Origin of the sequence: Actinoplanes sp. NPDC026619, from assembly GCF_040638295.1 — a bacterium.
GTDB lineage: Bacteria > Actinomycetota > Actinomycetes > Mycobacteriales > Micromonosporaceae > Actinoplanes.
The window spans coordinates 27,696-50,805 of the sequence record NZ_JBEZYA010000046.1 but is presented as its reverse complement, the minus strand read 5'-3'; the positions used below and the strand labels follow the sequence as shown (position 1 = coordinate 50,805).

Sequence of the window (23,110 nt, the reverse complement as noted above, 5' to 3'; positions counted from 1 at the left end):
AAAGGCTACCGGGTTGCGGCCAATGCCCCGCCCGTCAGGGCGGGGGCGGAGGCCCGCGCGGGATGACGGCCAGGTCCGAGCGTGTCCTGGACCGGGTGGTTCTGCTGCTCTATGTGTTGACGCGTGACGCTCAGTGATGCGCCGGCTTCGTTACGACTTCCGGGTGATCACCGAGGCGAAAGCGACCGCGGAGCGGGCGTGGCTGGGCGAGGTTTCCTCGGTCGTGTTGCAGCAGTCCCTCGCGGATTTGAATAACGCGTACCGCAACTTCTTCGCCTCGGTCACCGGCAAGCGCAAGGGCCGTAAAGTGTCTCCGCCCCGGTTCCGGTCCCGTAAGGACAACCGGCAGGCGATCCGGTTCACGAAGAACTCCCCGTTCAAGGTGCCGGACAACGGTCGGCTGCGGCTGCCGAAGATCGGAGACTTGCATGTGCGCTGGTCGCGGAGGCTACCGTCCGAGGCCAGTTCGGTCACGGTGATCAGGGACGCGGTGCCGAGTCCAATCGCGTGGCAGCGGGCCCGAACCATCAAAACCAACCCCGACCACACCCAATTTCCGGTACGGGGTACAGCCGCGAAGTCGTTCCCCAGCTCAGTTCATGAGGCGACGGCGTCGAGCACGCTGGCGGCATGCGGGTGAGCAGTAGACGGCTGGCCGTCCCGCCTTCTTGACGCGCAGCGGGCTGCCGCAAGCCGCGCACGTTTCGGGATGCTCGGCGTCACGTAATCCGACACCTTTCGTGACACCGGGCCGCCGCAGGCTGTCGAGCACCTGCCAGACGAGACGCGTGCCGCGGGCCGGGCTCGGGTGGGCCGAACGCAGCGTCGCGCCGCCCGCGATCAGTGCGTTCAGGTCGTCGACACGCAGGTTCACATCGACCGAACCAGCATGCTTCGCGTTGTGCAGCAAGCGATCCAGCGCCTCGCCGAACCTCCGTGCCGCCGCGGCGAAGGTAGCGTGCGGCCAGCTTCGGTCAGCCACCAGAGCGTCGCAGAGATGCTTTCCCCGGGCGCATTTCTCGATCACCTCGAAGAGAAAGCCGAACAGCGCGTCGTCGGGCGTGGCCTGGGCGGCCCACCGGTCGGCCGCCGACACCAGGTCGTCCAGGTGCTGCGCGAAGACCGCCTCGACCAGGACTGTCTTGCTCGGAAAGTGCCGGTAGACGGTGCCCGCGCCGACACCGGCGCGCTGGGCGACCCGCCCGAGCGGAACGTCCAGTCCCTCGGCGGCGAAGAGTTGAGCGGCGGCACGCAGCACGAGCTTGCGATTCTCGAGGGCGTCGGCACGTGTGGCGGTCATGTCACGCAACTCTTGTCGGCCACTCGGAAACGGGTGGAGCATTCCGCATCATGACAGTATCCACCACAGTCTTGGTCACCGGCGCTACCGGCAGGCAGGGCGGTGCGGTCGCTCGGCGCCTGCTCGCCGAGGGGCGGCCGGTGCGCGTGCTCGTACGCGACGAAACGACGGCATCCGCCGCGGCACTCGCCATGGCCGGCGCTGAGCTCGTGCCCGGCGACTTCGACGATCCGGCGAGCCTGTCGCCCGCCCTCAAGGACGTCGCAGCCGTGTTCGCCATGCCACCGACCGCCATCAGCCCGTCCGGGCCCGACACCGAACGCGAGGTCAGGCGGGGACGGGCACTGATCGACGCCGCCGCCGCGGCCGGAGTCGAGCAGGTCGTCTTCAGCACCGTGGCATCAGGATCGGCGGCGAAGGTACGCATCGAGCGGCACCTCTTCGACACCATCGCGCTTCCGACGGTTCTGCGCCCGGTGCGGTTCATGACCAACTACATCAGTGCCGGGGTGCTGGGTGTCGACGGCATCTCCGGCGGTGCGCACCGCCACCTCTTTCCCCCGGACAAGCCCATGCAGGTCGTAGCGCTGGAGGACATCGCCGACTTCACGGCGCTGGCACTTGCGGCACCGGAGCGGTTCGCCGGCCGCACGCTGGAACTGGCCGGCGACCAGCCGACTCCCGTCGAAGCCGCCGCGGCGATCAGTGAAGCTACCGGCATCCCGGTCCGCTACGAGCAGATCACCGACGACGAGGCCGAGGCGCTCGGGCCGGTCATCGCCCAGACCAAAAAACGCTGGCAGGCCGGCCACCGATGGCACGCCGACATCGAAACGCTACGCGTCATCCACCCCCGGCTACGAACGCTCACCGACTGGCTCAACGATTCCGGCGCTGCGGCGATCCGCGCCCACCTCCTGACCACCCGCTGACGCGCAGCCCGGCGTGACCACGGCCACGCTGGTGGCCACACGCCCTTCCCACGGTCGCCTCGGCACACGCACGTGCCGGGGCGACCGGCGATGGACGCAGGTGGTCCACGCCCGGTTCGTGGAGCGGCGCATCCGCAGAGTCACTCTCTTGCCGCCGATAACGCCCAAACCTCAGGGGGCACGCGTCGCGGGCGACTGCTCTGCCATGGTGCGGCGAGCGGTTGCGGGTACGCGTGATCGTTGATCATCATTTTTCCTGGTCACGCGTCAAAATCGACAGTGCCGAGCACAGGTAGCGGGTCGATCGAGGTCTGCCGGCTTCCGGTTTCACTACCGACCTCCCCTCACGTGAGCAGGGCCGTCGGCCTAAGACCGGAGGCGCTTCGCGTACATAACAGGTGGGTGGAGCCGTCGGGGTGATACGCGCGGCTGCCGATTTTTCCTTCGCCGGTCACCGCGTAGATCACGAACCGGGCAGGCACAGCAAAGCTGGCCGGTGTGGACCAGTTCTGCTGGTCACGTCGGTCTTCAGCACGAGTTTGCAGGGTAAGGGCCGGGCATGACCGGCGCGGGAGAAGAGGATGTCGCTCAGAGGGCAATCCGTGCGCTTTACAGTAGTGACGTTTCGGGTTTGAGCTTGAGTTAGAACTGCTGTTCGCGGGTCATTCGGCGGGGGCGGTGAGGGTGAACTGCCCGGCATCGGTCTCGGTCAGGCCAAGATGGCGTTGAACATCCGAGCGTGGGACTGCCCCTGCGGCAGTCACCACGATCGGGACGTCGACGCTGCTATCAACATCAAGGCCGCCGGACAGGCGGACTTCAACGACCGTGGAGCGCAGGTAGGACCAGGACTCGTCCCGGCACCGCGCAAGGAAGCGGTAACCCGCCCGGACGTTGCGTGCTCGACGCGCAGCGTGGAAGGAATCTCCGTCCGTAAGGACCGAGAGGATGTCAAGACAGGTCGGCGATCTCCCGGCCGAGGGGCCAGAAAGCGGCCGGGACCAGCTTGAAGTTGGCGATGCCGAACGGGATGCCGATGATCGTCACGCACTGGGCGACGCCGGCGGTGAGGTGGGCCAGCGCCAGCCACCAGCCGGCGAGCACCACCCAGAGCACGTTCGCGACGCCGGACGGGACGCCCGCGCCGGGCCGGCTGACGATGGTGCGGCCGAACGGCCACAGCGAGTAGACCGCCAGCCGCAGCGAGGCGACGCCGAACGGGATGGTCACGACCAAAGCGAAGCAGATCAGGGCGGCGATGCCGTACCCGATCGCGAGGATGAGGCCGCTGCCGAAGATGAACCAGAGGACGTTGAGGATCAAGCGCACCTCCTCATCATGACCGACCCTCACAATCGCTCCGGGCGCATGGTGAGACGCGGGTAACCCGGCGCGCACAATCGATTGACGACCGCGAAACCGGCTCCGCCTAGGTTGACGAAATGCAGGTCAGAACGGTGTGCGGCTATTGCGGCGTGGGCTGCGGCATGGTGCTGGACATCGAGCGCGGCCCGGACGGCCGGCGGCGGGCGGTCAAGGCGCGTGGTGACAAGGACCACCCGGCCAACTTCGGGCGCCTGTGCACGAAGGGCGCGACCAGCGCGGACATGCTCGCCGCGCCGGGCCGGCTCGGCACCGCGCTGATCCGCGGCGAGCGCGCGGCCGCGCCCAGGGAAACCCCGGTTGAGCAGGCCATCGCCGAGGCCGGGCGGCGGCTGCGCGAGATCATCGAGCGGTACGGGCCGGACGCCGTCGCCCTCTACGTGTCCGGGCAGATGACGCTGGAGGCCCAGTACCTGTCGAACAAGCTGGCCAAGGGGTTCATCGGCACCAACCAGATCGAGTCCAACTCGCGGCTGTGCATGGCCAGCGCCGGCACCGGCTACAAGCTGTCGCTGGGCGCGGACGGGCCGCCCGGCTCCTACGACGATCTCGATCACGCCGATGTGTTCTTCGTGATCGGCGCGAACATGGCCGACTGCCACCCGATCCTGTTCCTGCGGATGATGGAGCGGGTCAAGGCGGGCGCGAAGCTGATCGTGGTCGACCCCCGGCGCACCGCCACCGCCGACAAGGCCGATCTCTATCTGCCGATCCGCCCCGGCACCGACCTGGCCCTGCTCAACGGGCTGTTGCACCTGCTGGCCGCCGACGGCCGCATCGACGAGGGCTTCATCACCGCGTACACCAGCGGGTGGGAAGCGATGCCGGATCTCCTGGCCGAATACCCGCCCGAGGCGGTAGCCGAGGTGACCGGGCTTCCCGAGGCCGGCATCCGGCAGGCGGCCGAGTGGATCGGCGCGGCCGGCAACTGGGTGTCGCTGTGGACGATGGGGCTGAACCAGAGCACCCACGGCACCTGGAACACCAACGCGATCTGCAACCTGCACCTGGCCACCGGCGCGATCTGCCGCACCGGCAGCGGCCCGCTGTCGCTGACCGGCCAGCCGAACGCGATGGGCGGCCGGGAGATGGGCTACATGGGCCCGGGGCTGCCCGGACAGCGGTCGGTGCTGGTGCCGGCCGACCGTGATTTCGTGGAGAACGCGTGGGGGCTGTCGCCGGGCACGCTGCGCACCGACGTCGGCAAGGGCACCGTCGAGATGTTCGAGCAGATGGCCGACGGCCGGATCAAGGCCTGCTGGATCATCTGCACGAACCCGGTCGCGTCGGTCGGCAACCGCCGCACGGTCATCGCCGGCCTGGAGGCCGCCGAGCTGGTGATCACCCAGGACGCGTACGCCGAGACCGAGACCAACGCGTATGCGGACATCGTGCTGCCGGCCGCGATGTGGTCGGAGACCGACGGCGTGATGATCAATTCGGAACGGACGCTGACCCTGGTCCACGACGCGGTCGATCCGCCGGGGGAGGCCCTGCCGGACTGGCGGCTGATCGCCCTCGTCGCGCGGGAACTCGGTTACGGCGACGACTTCGACTACGCCTCGGCCGCGGAGATCCTCGAGGAGATCAAGAAATTCGCCAACCCGCAGACGGGGTACGACCTGCGTGGCGTCACCTACGAGCGGCTCGAGGCGGGGCCGGTGCAGTGGCCGGCGCCGCCGGGCGCGGGTGACCGCAACCCGATCCGCTATCGCAACGACGGCGCCCGGGAGCGGGCCGACGGCACCCGCCCATCGCTGATCTTCGCGACTCCGGACGGCCGAGCCGTGTTTCATGCCCGCCCGCATATGCCGGCCGCCGAGCTGCCGGACGACGACTTCCCGTTCGTGCTCAACACCGGCCGGCTGCAGCACCAGTGGCACACGCTGACCAAGACCGGCAAGGTCGGGAAGCTGAACAAGCTCAACCCGGGTCCGTTCGTCGAGATCAACCCGGCGGACGCGGCCGGTCTGGGCCTGACCGAGGGCCAGCCGGTGGAGATCGCGTCGCGCCGCGGCCGGGCGGTGCTCCCGGCGGTGCTCACCGACCGGGTGCAGGTGGGCAACTGCTTCGCCCCGTTCCACTGGAACGACCTGTTCGGCGAGTACGTGAGCGTCAACGCGGTCACCAGCGACGCCGTCGATCCGCTGTCGTTCCAGCCCGAACTGAAGGTGTGCGCGGTGTCGCTGACCCCGGTCGCGGTCCCGGCCGCGCCGCCCACCGTGCCGGTTGCGGCGCCGGTGGGCACCACGGGGCCGCTCGGCGCATTGCACGGGATGCTCGGGCTGCCGGCCGCGCCGGTGCTGGACGACGCGGGGCGGCACTACTTGGCCGGCTACATCGCGGCGCTGGCGGCGCTGCCGGCCGACCCGGTCATCCCGCCGTTGCTGCCGGCGAGCGCGCCGTTCGACCCGGCGACGACGGCTTGGCTGAACGGGCTGCTGGCGGGCTCGTTCGCCGGCCTGCCGGAAACGGGTGGCTTCCCCGCCGTACCGCAAGCGGGCTCCTCCCACGCCGTACCGCCGAAAGAGCCGGCGGCGAAATCGCCTGGCCGGAGTCTGCAGGTTCTCTGGGCGTCGCAGACCGGGAACGCGGAGGAGTTCGCGCAGGCCGTCGGGCGGCGGCTGGCCGAGGCCGGCCGGCCCGCCACGCTGCGCGGGATGGATGAGGCCGCGCTCCTCGACGCCGATGCCGATCTGCTCATCGTGACCAGCACTTTTGGTGACGGGGAGGCGCCCGACAACGGGACCGGGTTCTGGGATTCCCTGGCCGGGCCGGAGGCGCCGCGGCTCGACGGGCGGCGCTATGCGGTGCTGGCGTTCGGCGACTCCAGTTACGACGACTTCTGCGGGCACGGGCGGCGGCTCGACGACCGGCTCGCCGAGCTCGGGGCCGTCCGGATCGCGCCGCGGGTCGACTGCGAACCGGACTTCGACGAGGCCGCCAACGGGTGGCTCGACCAGGTCGTCGTCGCGCTGACCGCGCCGCCCGCGCCACCGCAGCCGACCCGCTCGGCGCCGCTGACCGCCGTGCTCTGCGGGAACGAGCTGCTCAGCGGGGCTGGTTCGGCCAAGGAGGTGCGCCGGTTCACGTTCGACACCGGTGGGCGGCTCGACTACTCGGTGGGGGACGCGCTCGGGATCTGGCCGGCGAACTGCCCGGAGCTGGTGGACGAGTGGCTCGCCGTCACCGGGCTGCGGGCCGATCAGGAGGTGCAGCTCGGCGAGGCCCGCGAGCTGGCCGACGCGCTGCGCCACCATCTCGACATCACCCGGATCACGCCGGACCTGCTGCGGTTCCTGGCCGAGCGCAGCGGCGACGCGTTCCTGCGGACCCTGCTGCGGCCGGACAACAAGGGCGAGCTGGCCAAGTTCACCTGGGGCCGGCAGGCCGCCGACCTGATCGCCGAATATCCGGTGCGGGCCGCCGCGCAGGAGTGGGCGGAGGTGCTCAAACGCCTGCAGCCGCGGCTCTACTCGATCTCGTCGACGCCGCTGACCGACCCGGCCAAGGTCAGCCTGACCGTGTCGGTGGTGCGCTTCGACAACCCACGCGGGGCGGGCCGCAAGGGGGTCTGCTCGACGTTCCTGGCCGACACGGCGGGGGAGGTGCCGGTGTTCGTGCAGCGCTCGCCGCACTTCCGGCCGCCGGCCGACCCGGCCACCCCGATGATCATGGTGGGGCCGGGCACCGGGGTGGCGCCGTTCGTCGCCTTCCTGCGGGAGCGGCAGGCGCGCGGCGCGACCGGGGCGAACTGGCTGTTCTTCGGCGAGCAGCGCCGGGCGACCGATTTCTACTACGAGTCGGAGCTGCTGTCGCTGCAGAGCGCCGGCGTGCTCGACCGGCTCGACCTGGCCTTCTCCCGCGACCAGCGCAGCAAGATCTACGTGCAGGACCGGATGCGGGAGCACGGGGCTCAGCTGTGGGCGTGGCTGCGCGACGGCGCCCACCTCTACGTGTGCGGGGACGCCTCGCGGATGGCTCGCGACGTCGACCGGGCGTTGCGGGACATCGCCGCGGCGCACGGCGGCGTCGACCCGGACGAATACGTCAAGCAGCTGTCCGCCGAGAAGCGTTACGTCCGCGACGTCTACTGATCTTTCGCGGTCATGGCGGGGTTTCGCCCTAAGGGGAGGGACCGGGACCTCACCGATATCGGCTCGGGGAGGTGCGTTCCTAGGCTCGGCCCATGAGATTGATGGCCGCCTCCGCGCCGCTGCTTCTGCTGACCTATGGCGTTCTCCGGTGGATCGACGGGCTCGACGGGCACCGCAAGGGCGGCCCCGCCTGGGACCTCGGGCACCTGGCCTTCTTCGGTTCGATGGCGGTGTTCGCGGTGCTGGCGGTGGCGCTGGTCCGGCGTACGCCCAAGGGTCGTGGCATTGCCGTCGTGGCCGCCGCCGCGGCCGTCTTCGGGGCCGGCTGCTTCCTCTGGGTGATCGCCGGGGACCTGTCCGATCGGTTCCGGCAGGAGTGGCCGCTGCCCGGCGCGCTGGAGATCGCCGGCCCGATGCTGTTCGTGCTCGGCATGGTGGTGCTGCTCAGCCTGCAGGTGGCGGCGGGGCGGGCGCCGGTGTGGAGCCCGGTGCTGCTGTTCGCGGGTTACGCGGCGATCACCGTCGACCTCGACCTGCTGCCGCCTGCCGCGCTGGTGATCCTGGCGGCCGTGGCGCCGCTCGGCCGGGCCGCCGCCACTCCGCCGTTCGCGGTGCCGGTGGTGTCCCGACTGCATTGAAATCTGAAACGGTTCATTGATAGATGTCAACGATGTCATTCGAGAAATCCCGAAACTTCCGGAAATCGCGGATTGGCTTTTTGACCGTTTTTAAACCGGTAAAAGCCTGCGAATCGGGCGCGTGGGAGCGCGACCACGGAAAAGTCGACCGTTGAGATTTCCGGAACCTGGCGTTAATGTTTCGATCGATCCGGATCACTTTCTGCTGTTCGTTCGGTTGAGGCGCCACCGCCGCGACCACCCGTCCCCTCCGCAGCTGGAAGGCCTCGGCAATGAACCGTTCCCCCCGGCGGCGCGTCCTCGCCGCCACCCTCTCCACCACCGCCGCGCTCGTCGTTGCCGGCGGTGCCGTGCTCCTGTCCGCGGGCAACGCCTCCGCGGCCACCACCCTCGGCGCCTCGGCCGAGGCCAGTGGCCGTTACTTCGGCACCGCGGTCGCGGCGTACAAGCTGAGCGACAGCGTGTACTCGACCATCCTCGACCGTGAATTCGACATGGTGACGCCCGAGAACGAGATGAAGTGGGACGCCACCGAGCCGTCCCAGGGCTCGTTCAGCTACACCAGCGCCGACCAGATCGTCAGCCACGCCCAGGCGCACAACCAGCGCATGCGCGGGCACGCCCTGGCCTGGCACTCGCAGCAGCCGTCGTGGGCGCAGTCGCTCGAAGGCACCGCGATCCGCAACGCCATGATCAACCACATCACCAACGTCGCGACCCACTACAAGGGCAAAATCTACTCCTGGGACGTGGTGAACGAGGCGTTCGCCGACGGCAGCGGCGGCGGGCGGCGCGACTCGAACCTGCAGCGCTCCGGCAACGACTGGATCGAGGTGGCGTTCAAGACCGCGCGCGCCGCGGACCCGGCCGCCAAGCTCTGCTACAACGACTACAACACCGACGGGGTCAACGCGAAGTCGACGGCCGTCTACAACATGGTCAAGGACTTCAAGGCCCGCGGGGTGCCGATCGACTGCGTCGGGTTCCAGTCGCACATCAACTCCGGCTCGCCCTACACCGCCGACTACCAGTCCAACCTGCAGCGCTTCGCGGACCTCGGCGTCGACGTGCAGATCACCGAACTGGACATCGCCGGCTCGGGTTCGGCGCAGGCCACCACGTACGCGAACGTGGTGAAGTCCTGTCTCGCGGTGACCCGCTGCAACGGCCTCACGGTGTGGGGCATCCGCGACTCCGACTCGTGGCGCGCTTCGGACACGCCCCTGCTGTTCGACGGCAGCGGCAACAAGAAGGCGGCGTACGACTCGGCTCTCGCGGCCCTGAACGGCGGCGGCACCACGACGTCCCCGACCACTCCGACGTCCCCGACCTCATCGCCGACCTCGTCGCCCTCCACCTCGCCTCCGCCCTCCGGCACGGCCGGCTGCACCGCGACCGTGTCGCTCAACCAGTGGACCGGCGGCTTCGTGGCCACCGTCAAGATCACTGCGGGCTCGGCGAAGATCAGCGGCTGGACCACCGGGGTGACGCTGCCCAGCGGCGCCGCGATCACCAACTCGTGGAACGCGACGGCGACCGGCTCGAGCGGCGCGGTGAGCTTCACCAACGTCGCCTACAACGGCGCGGTCAACGCGGGCGCCAGCACCGAGTTCGGCTTCCAGGGCACCGGCGCCGGCCCGTCCGCGACGCCCACCTGCACCGCCCGATGAGTGGCGGCGGCCGCGGAACCTCCCCCGTCCGGTGTTCCGCGGCCGCGCCCCGGTTTTAAGGACCGTCCATGAAGAAACTCCTCGCCGGCCTCGCCGCGGCCGCGGCGATCGTCCTCGGCGTGACGCTCCCGTCCTCACCCGCGGCCGCCGCCTCGCTCACCGAGATCACCGGCTTCGGCACCAACCCCACCGGCCTCAAGATGCACCTGTACGTGCCGGACCAGCTCGCCACCAACCCGGCGCTGCTGGTGGCCGTGCACTACTGCACCGGCAACGGCCCGGCCTTCTACTCCGGCACCGAGTTCGCCACGCTGGCCAACCAGTACGGCTTCATCGTCATCTACCCGTCCGCCACCCGCTCCGGCAACTGCTTCGACAACTCCAGCGCCGGCGCCCTCACCCACAACGGCAACAGCGACCCGGCCGGCATCGTGTCGATGGTCCGCTACGTGCAGTCGCACTACGGCACCGACGTGAACCGCACGTTCGTCACCGGCGCCTCCTCCGGCGGCATGATGACCAACGTCCTGCTCGGCGACTACCCGGACGTGTTCGCGGCCGGCGCCGCCTTCATGGGCGTCCCGTTCGCCTGCTTCGCCGCCAGCGCCGGCGATCCCACCAACCCGGCCAACCAGGCCGGCTGGAACAGCACCTGTTCCGCCGGCCAGTCGATCAAAACCCCCGCCGAGTGGGGCGACCTGGTCCGCGGCGCCTACCCCGGCTGGACCGGCCGGAAGCCCCGCATGCAGCTCTTCCACGGCACCACCGACACCACGCTCTCCTACCCGAACTTCGGCGAAGAGATCAAGCAGTGGACCAACGTGCAGGGCGTGAGCCAGACCCCGGTCTACACGGACACACCGGTTTCCGGCTGGACCCGCACCCGATACGGCACGAACACGGTGCAGGCCCCGGTCGAGGGCATCAGCGTCGCCGGCGTGGGCCACTCACTGCCGCTCTCCGGCCAGGCGAAGCTGGCCATCTCCTTCTTCGGCCTGGACAGCACGTCGACCACCACCCCGCCGACCACCACCCCCACCACGCCACCGACCACTACCCCGACAACCCCACCGACCACCGCCCCCACGACGATCCCGCCGTCCGGCCTCTGCCGGGTAGCCAACTCGATCAGCGCGTGGAACACCGGCCTGACCAACAACGTGACAGTGACCAACACCGGAAGCACAGCGCTGAGCGGCTGGCGGCTGGCGTTCGCCCTGCCCTCCGGCCAAACCATCACGAACGGCTGGAACGCCACCTACAGCCCCGCGTCCGGCACGGTGACCGCGACAAACGTGTCCTACAACGGCAGCATCCCGGCAGGCAGCTCGGTAACCATCGGCTACCAGGCCACCCACACCGGCAACAGCGGCGCCCCAGCCACCTTCACCCTGAACGGCGGCGCCTGCACCGCCAGCTGACCACCCGAACGTCACTCCCACCCGATCGGAGCCACCGCCCGATCGGCCCGACGTCGCCGCGGAGCCAACCCTCCGCGGCGACGTCACGGCAAACCCCTCTCAGCGCCACCGAGACCCTTGCCCGCCGCCCGCCGCCCGCCGCCCGCCGCCCGCCGGGTTTGTCGGGTTTGCCGGTCCGCGGCAAGGCATCGCCTGACACGCCATTCCGCCGGGATCGGAATCGCGTGGTCCGGCCGCCCCCAGGCGAACTCCACCGATGCCGCGCGTGCGTTTCCGCTAACTGCCAGGAAGCGAGTCGTCAGTATCGCGCGAGACTGGCGAAGAATGTAATTCCGACCTGTCACACCAGGTGGTGGTCGCGCGATCATCCGATCAATTTTCCGATCGACCGCACAGCGCGGCCCGCCGGATTGCGGCGTGCTCTTCGGGGATTCGGCGGCGCAGTTGATGCGCGTCCGGCGCGCACCGTGACGTGACGCCGGCGATGGCCAGTCCGTCCGTAGCGCGTCGGCCGCCGCAGGTAGCGCCGCCATGCCGTCCGCCAGTGCGCAGCGTAAGGCGGCTGCCGGTTTCGGGAAGAACCGCAGGCAGCGACCAGGCCCGGCCCGCGCGCCAGGCGCGAACGGTCGACGCCGTTCGCCGCGCACCACAAATCCGGAGAGGCCGCCCGGCTCAAACCAGCGCGCCGGCACCGCATGGCCGGCTCCGTCCGCTTGGTCGGTGGCGTCTGTGCTGGCTACCTTCGCGTGGCGGGCTCCCGCTTCCGCCGATCTGGCTGCGTTCGGCTGGTCGGTCACCTGCCGCCGACCGGTTGCCGGCGCGTGGCACACGCCGTCCGGCCCGTTGGCCCCCTGCGCTTGGTCCGCGGCCGACGCCCGGCCCGCTGGCTCCGGCTGGTCGGGCGTTTGCGTTTGGCTTGTGGCTGGCGTCTGGTCTTCGTCGTTCGGTTGCTCGGGCGTTGATGCGTGGCCTGCGGGCGACGCCCGGCCCGCCGCCTCGGGCTGGTTGGGCGTTTGCGCTTGGCTTGTGGCTGACGCCTGGCCTTCGCCGTCCGGCCGCTCGGGCGCTGACGCTTGGCCTCCGGCTGGGGCTTGGCCTGCGGCTGGGGCTTGGCCTGCGGCTGGGGCTTGGCCTGCGGCCGACGCCCGGTCCGCTGCCTCCGGCTGGTCGGGCGCCTGCGCTTGGCCTGCGGCAAGCGCGTGGCCTACGCCGTCCGGCGGCTTTGGTCCTGATGCCTGGCCTGCGGCTGACGCCCGGCCCGCTGGCTCCGGCTGGTTGGGCGCTTGCGCGTGGCCTGCGGCTGACGCCCGGCCCGCGGCCTCTGGCTGGTCGGTCGTCTCCGCCCGGCCCTTTGCCGAATCCCGGGCGGCTGTTTCCGTCTGGTTGATCGCTCGCGTCTGGTCCGCTGGGGATGGCTGATTGGCTGACTTGGTCTGGCGGGCAGGCTCGGCCTGAGATGCTTTGTCAGCCTTTCCGGCAATCGCCGCTTGATCGGCGAGGCCGGCTCGGCCGGGCTGTTGCTCAGCTCGCGGCGGCACATCCCCCATGAGCCGGACCGCACATTTTGGCGTGCGCCGCACCGCGGTGGTCTCGCCGTCCCAGATCAGGGGCGGAACCTCCTCGCAGAACTCATGCAGACCCACCTCTCCGCACTCGGCCGAGCAGCCCTGCGAGCGGCACAGCTTCCGCGCGTGGCGCCGTGCAAGCCCCCACCGCCGGTGGCGCGCATGCTCACGGCGAAACTCATCCGCCACCGCCGAATAATTGCGAGCCCTGGTTCGGTCACGCATAGCGGCGAGTTCAGAGTTGTTGAATAACTGGAGCTGCCGCTGTCGCATGAATACATTATTCCGTACCGCAGAGAGCCGCCGCCAATGATTGATAATGCCAATCCTGGAAAGGCTCGGCGACAGTTGTATGACCAATCAAGTGGCTATACGGCCGACCAGGGAGGCGCGGTAAAGGACGAAATGCTTCGAATGGCCGGGAGGACAATTTGCGCCATTTGCCGGATGCTTGCACGCCACGCTTTTGATCAGTGTTCATCGGCGCGACGAATGCCGTCTCGCGCGATATCGCCGCGGGGCATGTCGGGGCCGGTGACGTGCTTGTCGAGGGGTGGGCCGCCCGCCGGCGGGTCGGTGGTGAGGAACGCTTCGATTTGGGCGGCGATGGCGGGCCAGTCGGCTCCGAGCCAGACGAAGTGGCTGAGGGCTTGGCTCTCGATCAGCACGGCGTGCTGGATGGTGCTGGTCAGAGACTCGGCGTGGGCGAACGGGACGCCGGCGTCGGTGCGGGTGGCGATCACCAGCGTCGGCTGGGTGATCTGCGGGGTGATGTCTGGCGTGGGGCGTAGGTCGTTGCGGAAGCCTCGGCCGGAGCGCATCTGGCTGAACAGGGTCAGCAGCATGGTGCGGTCCTCGGTGGTCAATGCGGCGACGACCTCGTCCGCCGGGTGGGTCGACAGGCTGCGCAGCATTGTTCGCAGGACGGGTCGGGGTGCGATCCGGGTGAGTGCGTGCACCGTGGCCCAGGTCAGGCGCTCGGTTGCCGGGCCGAATGCCAGGTGTGCTCCCAGGCGGATCCGGCGGGTGGGGTAGGGGAGCCATCCCACGGCGCTGACCAGGATCAGGCGTTCGACGAGGCCGCTATGCCTGGCGGCCATCGTGGCTGCGGTGGGGCCGCCGCCGGAGATGCCGACTACGGCGGCGACCCGGGTGATGCCAAGGCTGGCACACAGGTCTCGGACCACGTCGGCGTATCGCTCCACGGTGGGGCCGGTGGCCAGCGGCGTTCGGCCGTAGCCGGGGCGCGAGGGGGCCAGCACCGTGCAACCGGCCGCCGCGAAGGCGTCCTCGCCCAGAGCCAGCCCGGCCCGCACATGGCCGCCGTGGAACACCAGAACGACGGCGTCGCCGCGTCGATCCAGCCGGTATTCGAGGCGGCCGGCCGGCAGCTGGATGGTGGCCGTCGGTCGCACGAGGTCGGGCATCCCTGCCTCCCTACGGTGGCGAGCGGCGACGAACTTGGCGGCAGCGTAACCGGTTGTACCGCGTACACCATGAGGTGTATCGATATCGGTGTGACGCGAGGGTGGCCGGTGTTTCCGGTCGCGACCATGGCGGCCACCGTCGTTGCCGCGGTGGTCGTGCTCGCGGCCGGCGGGCCGGAGCGGGTGGGCCTCGCGCTGGGTCTGTTGATCGGGGTTCCGCTGCTGATGGCGATGGGCGGCGGTTCCGATCACGCGCTCCCGGACACGCCGCAGCCGCTCGGGATCAGGCTGATCTCCTACGGGCCGCCGATGTTGCTGTATCTGACGGCGGTGGTGGTCCTGGGATGGCAGGCGATCGCCGGCGGCGTGGTGTGCGCGGTCGCGATGGTCCCGCTCGCCATGGTCATGGGCCGGCGCGTTTGGCAGTTCCGCAGGCGGCTCGGCGCGCACTGACGCCGGCGACTCGCTTTGCACCGACGCCGGCGACTCGCTTTGCACCGATGCCGGCGGTTTGCTGCGCACTGATCGGGTCGGGCGGGGGGAAGCACCCGAGCCGCAACCGTTAGCGACTCGGAGGATCACCCGCGCGGGCCGAACCCGATGGCATGACCTCGACTGCCGCTCGCTCCGTCCGTCCGTCGCGTCCCGGGGTGTGGCGTGCCCGCGCCGGCCTCGGAGCCACGGCCATCGCCGCCGGGTTCGCGCTCGCCGGTGCGCTCCCGGCCGCCGCGGCGCCCACCGGCGCCGACGCGGTCAGCACGGCGGCGGTGGGTTCACCGCTGCGTGTCATGCCGCTCGGTGACTCGATCACGATGGGGATCGGGTCGGCGACGATGAGCTCGTACCGCATCGATCTGCAGAAGCGGCTCGCGGGCGCCGGGATGGACGTGGACTTCGTCGGGTCGCAGCAGCACGGCAGCCCGGCCACCGCCGACCTCGACCACGAGGGTCACTCCGGCTGGACCGTGGCGAAGATCGCCGCGAACGTGGACGGGTGGCTGACCACCTACCAGCCGGACGCGGTGCTCCTGATGATCGGCACGAACGACCTGCGCACCGAGGCCGGCTCGGTCGGTGCGACGGAGCGGTTGTCGGCGCTGGTCGACCAGATCACGGTCGCGGCGCCGGCCACCGAGCTCTTCGTCGCCAAGATCACCGGCACGCGGACCGCCGGCAATGCGCCCCAGCAGAAGCGGACCGACGCCTACAACGCCCGGATCCCCGGCATCGTCGCCGCCAAGGGAGCGCACGTGCACCTGGTGGACCAGAGCACGGTGCGGCGCCTCGACATCCGGGACGGCCTGCACCCCAACGACTTCGGGTTCGCCAAGATGTCGTGGAACTGGTACCAGGCGATGCAGAAGGTCTACCACAAGAGCGGCACGGCGTGGCCGGCCTCCGACGACCCGTTCGCGACCACCAAGGCGAACATGTGCCACCTCGTCGACGGCGACCCGGGCCCGAAGTGGGTCGCGTTCTTCGACTGCCGCTGGTGGTACAAGAACCTGGTCCCGACCACCATCAACGGCAAAACCACGAAGGTCTGGACCTGGCAGACCAAGAGGTACGTCTCCGAGTCGTACCGGGTCAACGTCAACGGCCACTGGGAGGACCGGACCCGCCGGGTCAGCAAGTGGTTCTCCGGAGTGATCTGAGCCGGCCCGCTCAGGTGGTGCGCAGGTCGAGGACGTGCCAGCGGACGTCGTCCTCGTTGCCGCCGGTCGACCACCACAGCAGCCCGCCGCCGGTGAAGGCGCCGTCCACCGCCGGGGAGACCTCGATGGTGCGGCTGGTCGACGCGTCGTAGACGAGCAGCGTGGTCGTGCCGGTCAGGTCGGCGTCCGGGCCGGGCTCGGCGAGGATCTCGAACCGGTCGAGCACGGCCACGTCGTCCACCGCGGCCTGCACGTCGCCGCCGGCCATCCGCCGCCGGGCCGAACCGTCCGGGTGCATGAGGTCGATGCGGGCCAGCCCGTCGCCGCTCATCACCATCACCCGGCACCAGACCGGTGAGCAGGTGGCGGTCTCCGGGCCCGAGGTGACCACCTCGGCGTCCCAGTGTTTCTCGAGGTTGCGCAGCCGCCGCTCGTTCTCGTCGACGAGCCATGGCCAGGCCGACAGCGACCAGTTTCCGGGCACGCTCTGCACCCCGACCGGTCCGCCGCTCAGCGCGACGGAGCGGATGTCGGTGTTCGCCCCGCCGGCGGCCGCCCAGCGCACGACGCCGCCGGAGATGGCCAGGTCCCACTGGTTGCCGAAGAAGATCGCGTTCCCGGTGTCGGCGGTCAGCAGGGTCGCCGGCCCGCCCCGGCGGCTCGCGTGCCAGATCCGCACCCGGGGCTGCCCGTCGGTGGATTCGGTCCAGACGATGTCGTCGCCGTCCACGGCGATCGCCTCGAACTGCGGGTTGTCGTCGAGCGGCAGCTTCCGCAGCTCCCGGAACCCGGCCGCGTCCCGCACGCCGAGCCGCACCGACCGGGCGTCGTTCGTCGGCGCGGTGCCGACCGCGGTGGCGGTGTCGAGGAACCGCAGCGGGCTGAACAGCGGCCCGTCCGGCATGGCCGGGTCGAAGTCGGCGCGCACCACCTTCGGCCAGGCGGCGGCCGCGGTCAGCCGGGCCGGCGGTGGCTTCGGCCCGCCGCCGGGCGGACCGGCGATGAGCAGGGCGCCCCCGGCAACCAGCGCGACCACGAGACTGACCGATGCGGCGATGCCGAACCGCCGCCGCCCGCCGGTTTCGCCGACAGCGGCCGTGCCCTCCGAGACCAGAGTCATGCCCTGTTCAACCGATTTCCGCCCGTTTTGGCGTCGGCCTCGCACCACCCGGCGCCGCCGTGTTCTCGCCGGTTCGGTGTGCTCCGGCTGGGCGTCGCCCGGTGCGCATGGTCATGCGTACGGCTGCTTGGGCTGGGGGATCTCCTGCCAGGTCTTCACCTCGAAGTACGCCACGTCGACGTCGTTGACCGGGTCCTTCGCGCGCTTGGCGCTGTAGGCCCCGATCACCTCGACCCAGGTGTTCGGGGGAACCGCGGGCAGCGCCTGACCGGCCAGCCCGACCTTGATCGGGCGGCCGTCGGCGGCGCAGCAGGTGAGCACGATCCGGGCCAGCATCGGCGACCCGTCCGGCGCGGGCGTGACGAAGCCGGTCATCCGCAGGCTGCGCCCGGCCAGGCTCTTCCCGTCGTCGAAAAGCGCCCGCGACGCGTAGTCGAGCAGGCTCAGGCTCGCCGGATCGCCGGCCGGCAGCGGCGGGTAGTCCGAATCGGACACCGGCGCCGCCGACACGCTGCCGGACTTGCCCGCCGCGAACGAACCGAGAGCGGGCGGCGCCACCAGCAGCAGCCCGAGCACCGGCAGAATCAGCAGCCACCCGACCCGCGGCTCATGAGCATGGTCGTGGCCGTGGTCGTCGTGGCTCTCCGCGGCCTCGCCGGCCTCCGACGCGATGCCGCCCTCCGGAGCGTCACCGGCGCGCAGCGACTGCCACAGCGTCATCACCGCGGTCGCCACCAGGAGGATGCCCGCCGCGATGAGGAATGGCCGCAGCCCTTCCTTCACGTAGCGCAGGTAGAGGTCGGTGAGGGAGGCGCGCAGGATCGCCCCGCCGAAAAGGAACAGGACCACGGCCTGCGTCAGGCGGCTCATAGCAGCACCAGCCCGGCGCCGGTGCCGATCAGGATCGCGGCCGCGAACGTGGCCGGGGCGAACCGCACCACGAAGCGGCGGCCGAACATGCCGGCCTGCATGGCGATCAGCTTCAGGTCGACCATCGGGCCCACCACCAGGAACACCAGGCGGGACGTCAGCGAGAACTGGGACAGCGACGCGGCCACGAAGGCGTCGGCCTCGCTGCAGATGGACAGCAGCACGGCCAGGATCGCCAGGGCCAGGATCGACAGCACCGGGTTCTCGGCCAGGACCTGCAGCCAGCTCGGCGGGACGACCACGTTGATGGTGGCGGCGGCCGCGGCGCCCAGCACGAGGTAGCCGCCGGCGTGCATGACGTCGTGCCGGACCGACGACCAGAACGCGTGCAGTTTCGACTCGCCGTCGAGGTCGGGGCGGTGCGGGAGGCGGATCCACTCGGTCTTGCCAAGGCGCAGCCACAGCCAGCCCATCGCGACCGCCACCACGAGGCTGGCCCCGCCCCGGGCGATCACCATCTCCGGCTTGCCCGGGAAGGCGACCGCGGTGGCGGCCAGCACGATCGGGTTGATCGCCGGCGCGGCCAGCAGGAACGCCAGGGCGGCGGCGGGTGTCACGCCGCGCCGGATCAGCGAGCCGGCGATCGGCACGCTGCCGCACTCGCAGCCGGGCAGCACCACCCCGGCCAGACTGGCGGCCGGGACGGCGAGGGCCGGATGGCGGGGGAGCGCCTTGGCCCAGAACGAGCGGGGCACGAAGACTGCGATCACCGCGGAGAGAACCACCCCGAAGACCAGGAACGGGACCGCCTGTACGAGGACCGACACGAACACCGTCGTCCAGGTCTGCAGGCGTTCGCCGGAGACGAGGCCGGCCAGCACACTGCGGAAGACGACCAGCAGCACCAGCAGACCGGCGAGCACCTCGAGCGACCCGATCCGCCGCGCCTTCTTCGGCAACGGGGGCGGCGGCGACGGGTCCCAGCCGGTCTCGGCGTCGCTGAGGTGCTGAACGCTCACGGATCACTCCAGAAGTGGGGGCCGCGGACCACGATAGACGCCCGCCGGGCCACCCACGAGATTGGCTGGAGCTGCGCATATGTCTACTTGTGAATAGGAACGGCACGCGGCTACCGTCGCCACGTTGTGAGTCACTCGCACGGCGTACCGGCCGGACCTGCCGATCCCCGCGCCCGGCGGATCCTGGCCGCCGTGCTGATCCCCGCCGCGATCGCCACCCTCGTCGCGATGCTGGTGCTCTGGCCGGGCCGGGTCCGGCTGGAGACCGGCGGTGATCCGGGCGTCCGGGTGAACGGCACCGTCACCGCGATCACCGGCGCCAAGGCGACCGTGCGGCTCGACGACAAGACCGAGACCACGGTCGACCTGCCGGCCGGCCCGGGCGCGCCGGTGCTGGCAAAGGGCGACGACGTGGTGCTGCTGCACGAGGCGGACTACGTGGTGGTGGACCACCAGCGGACGTCGCCGATGATCTGGCTGCTCGTCGCGACCGTGCTGTCGGTGCTGGCGTTCGGGCGGCGGCTCGGGCTGACCGCCCTGGCCGGGCTGGCGGTGAGCTTCGGGGTCCTGCTGTTCTTCATCATCCCGGCGATCCTGCAGGGCGAGGCGCCGCTGCTGGTCGCGGTGGTGGGTGCCTCGGCGATCATGTTCGCGGCGCTCTATCTCACCCACGGCGTCAACGTGCACACGTCGGTGGCGATCGCCGGCACGCTGGCCAGCCTGGTGCTGACCGGGCTGCTCGGGGTCGGCTTCACGGCCGCGCTGCATCTGACCGGGGTGGCCGGCGACGAGGACGCGTTCCTGGCCGCGACCCGCACCGGCCTCGACATGCGTGGCCTGCTGCTGGCCGGGATCGTGATCGGCGCGCTCGGGGTGCTCGACGACGTGACGGTCACCCAGGCCGCCACGGTCGCCGAGCTGGCCGGGCACGGTGACGTGCGCCGGCGGGACCTCTACCGGGCGGCGAGCCGGGTCGGCCGGGCGCACGTCGCTTCCGCGGTGAACACGCTTGTCCTCGCGTACGCAGGCGCCTCTCTTCCGATTTTGCTCCTGCTGGCTGCCGGCAGCCAGCCGGTGAGTCAGGTGCTCACCGGCGAGCTCCTGGCCCAGGAGATCCTGCGCAGCGCGGTCGGCACGATCGGCCTGGTCGCCTCGGTCCCGATCACCACCGCCCTCGCGGTCGTGACGGCCAGCAGCGGAGGGGTCAGAATCCGATCGGCAGGCCGGCGTAGTTCTCCGCCAGACCGGTCGCCCCGGCACTCGAGGTCGTGACCCAGCGCAACTGCGACAACTGGAGCTGGGCGTCGAACGGGTCGCCGCTGGTGTGCAGCATCGTCGTCATCCACCAGGAGAAGTGGGTGCACCGCCAGACGCGGCGCAGGGCGTCGTCGGAGTACGCGTCGGCCAACGCCGGATCGCCGGAGCGCAGCATGGCGACCAGGGCCTGGCTGAGCAGGGTGACGTCGGCGATCGCCAGGTTGAGGCCCTTGGCGCCGGTCGGCGGCACGATGTGCGCGGCGTCGCCGGCCAGGAAGACCCGCCCGTGCCGCATCGGCGTCTGCACGTAACTGCGCATCGGCAGCACGCTCTTGTCGGTGATCGGGCCGGGGTTGAGCTTCCAGCCGTCCTGGCCGTGCCCGAGGCGGGTGGCCAGCTCCTCCCAGATCCGCTCATCCGACCACGAGGCCGGGTCGGTGCCGTTCGGGACCTGTAGATAGAGCCGGCTCACGGTAGGGGAACGCATGGAATGAAGAGCAAAACCGTTCTGGTGCCAGGCGTAGATCAGCTCATCGGTGGACGGGGCGACATCGGCCAGAATTCCGAGCCAGGAGTACGGATACACGCGCTCGAAATGCTCGGCCGGCACCGCCTGACGGCTCGGCCCGAACGACCCGTCGCAGCCGGCGATCACCTCGGCGTCGAGCCGCTGAGTCGCACCCGCCGAGTCGATGTAGGTCACGTAGGGGCGGTCGGTCTCCACGTCATGGAGGGCAACGTCGGTCACCTCGTACCGGACATCGGCCGTGCCCGCCGCGACCAGGTCCTTCTGCACCTCGGTCTGCCCGTAGACCCAGACCGTGCGGCCGGTCAGGTCGACGAAATCGAGGTGGTGCCGCTCGCCGGCGAAGTTGAGGTAGATGCCGCGGTGCTCGTCGCCCTCCGCGCGCAAGCGGTCGCCCAGCCCCACCTCGGTGAGCAGATCGACGCTGGACTGCTCGAGGATGCCGGCCCGGATGCGGGACGCGACGTAATCCTGCGAACGGGTCTCGAGGACCACCGATTCGACGCCCCCGCGGGCGAGCAGATGGGACAACAGAAGGCCCGCCGGGCCGGCGCCGATGATGGCGACCTGGGTACGCATGCCTCCAGACAACCCGCCCGTGCCCCGCTCCGGCAAGGCTCTATTTCCATTGGCCGGAAGACAGGACCCGGCTGATACCCTGCGTCGCGACCTGCAGCGCCGACACCAGGCGGGCGCGTTCCCGGCGCAGGTCGGGCACGACCATGCCGAGCGCCGCGACCACCTCGCCGGCCGGCCCGCGCACCGGCACCGCCACCGAGCAGGCGCCGAGGCTCATCTCCTCGCCGGTGGTGGCAAACCCCTCGGCGCGCACTCTCCGGAGCTGTTCCAACAGCCGGGCGGGCTGCGTGATGGTGTACGGCGTGACCCGGTTCAGCCGCCCGAGCACCTCCAGGCGCACGTGTTCCGGCGCGTAGGCGAGCAGCACCTTGCCCACCCCGGTGGCGTGCATCGGCAGCCGTGACCCGACCTTGCTGACCACCGGCACCGACACGTGCCCGGAGAGCCGGTCGACATACAGCACCTCGCACCCGTCCCGCACCGCCAGATGCACGGTGGCGAGGGTGGCGCCGTAGAGGTCGTGCAGGAACGGCGAGGCGGCCTGCCGCAGCCCGGCCTGCACCGGCGCGAGCAGCCCGAGGTCCCACACCCGCCGGCCGATGACGTAATCGCCCGATTCGAGCCGGGCGAGCGCACCCCACTTGTGCAGCTCGCCGACGAGCCGATGGGCGGTGGCCAGGGGCATGCCGGCCCGCCGGGCCAGGCTGCTGAGGGAGAGCGCCCGATGGTCCGGGTCGAACGCCCCGAGCAGATCGAGGGCCCGCGAGGTGACGCTCGCCGACATGGCCGTCCTTCCGTCCAATGGAAGGCAAGTATCGCGCCCGCAGCCCGCGGGGGAATAGCGTCGGTTTCGTGACGATCACCCAGGCGGACATCGACCGCGAGATCCTGGCCGGTCAGGCGGGCCCGCACGAGGACCAGCCGCGCCTCGACTACCCGCCGTACCGCAGCAGCATCCTGCGCCACCCCACCAAGGCGCTGCACCCGATCGACCCGGAGGGCGTCGAGCTGTGGGCCCCGGTCTTCGGGCACACCGACGTGGCCGAGGCCGAGGCCGACCTGACCATCCAGCACTCGGGCGAGCCGCAGGGCTCCCGGATCGTGGTGGCCGGCCGGGTCGTCGACGGCGACGGCCTCCCGGTGGCCCACCAACTGGTGGAGATCTGGCAGGCGAACGCGGCGGGCCGCTACGCCCACCTGCGCGACCAGCACCCGGCGCCGCTCGACCCGAACTTCTCCGGGCAGGGCCGCTGCCTCACCGACGCCGACGGCTACTACCGGTTCCAGACGATCCAGCCGGGGCCGTACCCGTGGCGCAACCACCTCAACGCGTGGCGGCCGGCGCACATCCACTTCTCACTGTTCGGCACGGATTTCACGCAGCGCCTGATCACCCAGATGTATTTTCCGGGCGACCCGCTGTTCGGCCTGGACCCGATCTTCCAGTCGGTGACCGACCCGAAGGCGCGGGAGATGCTGATCGCGAAGTACGACCATGACCTGACGTCGCCGGAATACAGCCTCGGCTACCGTTGGGACATCGTGCTCACCGGCAGCCACCGCACCCCGCTCGACACCGATGAGGCACCGGCATGACCGCCTGCACCGAGCTGCAGTTCCGTGAGTTGCCCGCTCAGGCCGCAGGCGAGGG

20 protein-coding genes are annotated in these 23,110 nt (G+C 70.5%); 11 read left to right on the top strand and 9 right to left on the bottom strand.

The annotated features are described in order from the left end of the window. Positions 1-163 precede the first annotated feature (163 nt). On the top strand, positions 164-640 hold the full coding sequence (locus tag AB0E90_RS48650; RefSeq protein WP_360420121.1) for a transposase: 477 nt from the start codon (positions 164-166) through the stop codon (positions 638-640). On the opposite strand, the gene AB0E90_RS48645 is transcribed toward AB0E90_RS48650, so the two are convergent. Next, positions 593-1,300 carry a helix-turn-helix domain-containing protein gene (locus tag AB0E90_RS48645; protein WP_360420119.1) on the bottom strand — a complete coding sequence of 236 codons (708 nt, stop codon included), beginning with the start codon at positions 1,298-1,300 and terminating at the stop codon, positions 593-595. The two genes, AB0E90_RS48650 and AB0E90_RS48645, sit on opposite strands and share 48 nt — an antisense overlap. Positions 1,301-1,350: 50 nt before the next feature. On the opposite strand from AB0E90_RS48645, the gene AB0E90_RS48640 reads away from it, so the two are divergent. Further along, the gene (locus AB0E90_RS48640) at positions 1,351-2,232 is read left to right on the top strand and encodes an NmrA family NAD(P)-binding protein (RefSeq protein WP_360420117.1); all 882 of its coding nucleotides are present in this window, start codon (positions 1,351-1,353) and stop codon (positions 2,230-2,232) included. 719 nt (positions 2,233-2,951) lie between these two features. Next, entirely contained in the window at positions 2,952-3,242 is a 291-nt protein-coding gene (locus AB0E90_RS48635; protein ID WP_360420115.1) for a zinc ribbon domain-containing protein, read from the top strand. Here the strand turns inward: AB0E90_RS48635 and AB0E90_RS48630 are convergent. After that, positions 3,184-3,561 (bottom strand): YccF domain-containing protein, encoded by a 378-nt coding sequence (locus tag AB0E90_RS48630; protein WP_360420113.1) that lies wholly within the window; start codon positions 3,559-3,561, stop codon positions 3,184-3,186. The two genes, AB0E90_RS48635 and AB0E90_RS48630, sit on opposite strands and share 59 nt — an antisense overlap. Positions 3,562-3,674: 113 nt before the next feature. On the opposite strand from AB0E90_RS48630, the gene AB0E90_RS48625 reads away from it, so the two are divergent. Both AB0E90_RS48625 and AB0E90_RS48620 read left to right on the top strand, forming a co-directional pair. Then, positions 3,675-7,712 (top strand): bifunctional nitrate reductase/sulfite reductase flavoprotein subunit alpha, encoded by a 4,038-nt coding sequence (locus tag AB0E90_RS48625; RefSeq protein ID WP_360420111.1) that lies wholly within the window; start codon positions 3,675-3,677, stop codon positions 7,710-7,712. 92 nt (positions 7,713-7,804) lie between these two features. Beyond that, on the top strand, positions 7,805-8,350 hold the full coding sequence (locus AB0E90_RS48620) for a hypothetical protein (protein ID WP_360420109.1): 546 nt from the start codon (positions 7,805-7,807) through the stop codon (positions 8,348-8,350). Positions 8,351-8,363: 13 nt separating this feature from the next. Here the strand turns inward: AB0E90_RS48620 and AB0E90_RS48615 are convergent, their stop codons facing one another. Then, a complete protein-coding gene (locus tag AB0E90_RS48615) occupies positions 8,364-8,591 on the bottom strand; it encodes a hypothetical protein (protein WP_360420107.1) in 228 nt (75 codons plus the stop codon). Positions 8,592-8,622: 31 nt separating this feature from the next. Here AB0E90_RS48615 and AB0E90_RS48610 point away from each other — a divergent pair, with 31 nt between their 5' ends. After that, positions 8,623-10,020, top strand: coding sequence for an endo-1,4-beta-xylanase (locus AB0E90_RS48610; RefSeq protein WP_360420105.1), 1,398 nt, complete (start codon positions 8,623-8,625; stop codon positions 10,018-10,020). Between the two features lie 68 nt (positions 10,021-10,088). After that, positions 10,089-11,441, top strand: a complete 1,353-nt coding sequence (locus AB0E90_RS48605) for a PHB depolymerase family esterase (protein ID WP_360420103.1) — start codon at positions 10,089-10,091, stop codon at positions 11,439-11,441. Between the two features lie 2,035 nt (positions 11,442-13,476). On the opposite strand, the gene AB0E90_RS48600 is transcribed toward AB0E90_RS48605, so the two are convergent. After that, positions 13,477-14,433: an alpha/beta hydrolase gene (locus tag AB0E90_RS48600; protein ID WP_360420101.1), complete on the bottom strand. Its 957-nt coding sequence runs from the start codon at positions 14,431-14,433 to the stop codon at positions 13,477-13,479. Between the two features lie 108 nt (positions 14,434-14,541). Here AB0E90_RS48600 and AB0E90_RS48595 point away from each other — a divergent pair, with 108 nt between their 5' ends. After that, entirely contained in the window at positions 14,542-14,886 is a 345-nt protein-coding gene (locus AB0E90_RS48595; protein WP_360420099.1) for a hypothetical protein, read from the top strand. Positions 14,887-15,083: 197 nt separating this feature from the next. Next, a complete protein-coding gene (locus AB0E90_RS48590) occupies positions 15,084-16,088 on the top strand; it encodes an SGNH/GDSL hydrolase family protein (protein WP_360420097.1) in 1,005 nt (334 codons plus the stop codon). A 10-nt stretch (positions 16,089-16,098) separates the two neighbouring features. On the opposite strand, the gene AB0E90_RS48585 is transcribed toward AB0E90_RS48590, so the two are convergent. From AB0E90_RS48585 to AB0E90_RS48575, 3 genes are all read right to left on the bottom strand, one after another. Beyond that, positions 16,099-17,208, bottom strand: a complete 1,110-nt coding sequence (locus AB0E90_RS48585; protein ID WP_360420094.1) for a hypothetical protein — start codon at positions 17,206-17,208, stop codon at positions 16,099-16,101. A 111-nt stretch (positions 17,209-17,319) separates the two neighbouring features. After that, positions 17,320-18,078: a TIGR03943 family protein gene (locus AB0E90_RS48580; RefSeq protein WP_360420091.1), complete on the bottom strand. Its 759-nt coding sequence runs from the start codon at positions 18,076-18,078 to the stop codon at positions 17,320-17,322. Beyond that, positions 18,075-19,037, bottom strand: coding sequence for a permease (locus AB0E90_RS48575; RefSeq protein WP_360420158.1), 963 nt, complete (start codon positions 19,035-19,037; stop codon positions 18,075-18,077). The genes AB0E90_RS48580 and AB0E90_RS48575 overlap by 4 nt, the downstream gene beginning before the upstream one ends. Before the next feature lie 186 nt (positions 19,038-19,223). Here AB0E90_RS48575 and AB0E90_RS48570 point away from each other — a divergent pair, with 186 nt between their 5' ends. Beyond that, complete coding sequence (locus AB0E90_RS48570) at positions 19,224-20,369, top strand: YibE/F family protein (protein ID WP_360420088.1); 1,146 nt, start codon at positions 19,224-19,226, stop codon at positions 20,367-20,369. Here the strand turns inward: AB0E90_RS48570 and AB0E90_RS48565 are convergent. Beyond that, positions 20,302-21,459: a 4-hydroxybenzoate 3-monooxygenase gene (locus AB0E90_RS48565; protein ID WP_360420085.1), complete on the bottom strand. Its 1,158-nt coding sequence runs from the start codon at positions 21,457-21,459 to the stop codon at positions 20,302-20,304. The genes AB0E90_RS48570 and AB0E90_RS48565 overlap by 68 nt on opposite strands. A 40-nt stretch (positions 21,460-21,499) precedes the next feature. Continuing rightward, positions 21,500-22,243 carry an IclR family transcriptional regulator gene (locus AB0E90_RS48560; RefSeq protein ID WP_360420082.1) on the bottom strand — a complete coding sequence of 248 codons (744 nt, stop codon included), beginning with the start codon at positions 22,241-22,243 and terminating at the stop codon, positions 21,500-21,502. Positions 22,244-22,317: 74 nt separating this feature from the next. Between AB0E90_RS48560 and pcaH the strand changes: the two genes are divergently transcribed. Beyond that, positions 22,318-23,055: a protocatechuate 3,4-dioxygenase subunit beta gene (pcaH, locus tag AB0E90_RS48555; protein ID WP_360420156.1), complete on the top strand. Its 738-nt coding sequence runs from the start codon at positions 22,318-22,320 to the stop codon at positions 23,053-23,055. Positions 23,056-23,110: the final 55 nt, after the last annotated feature.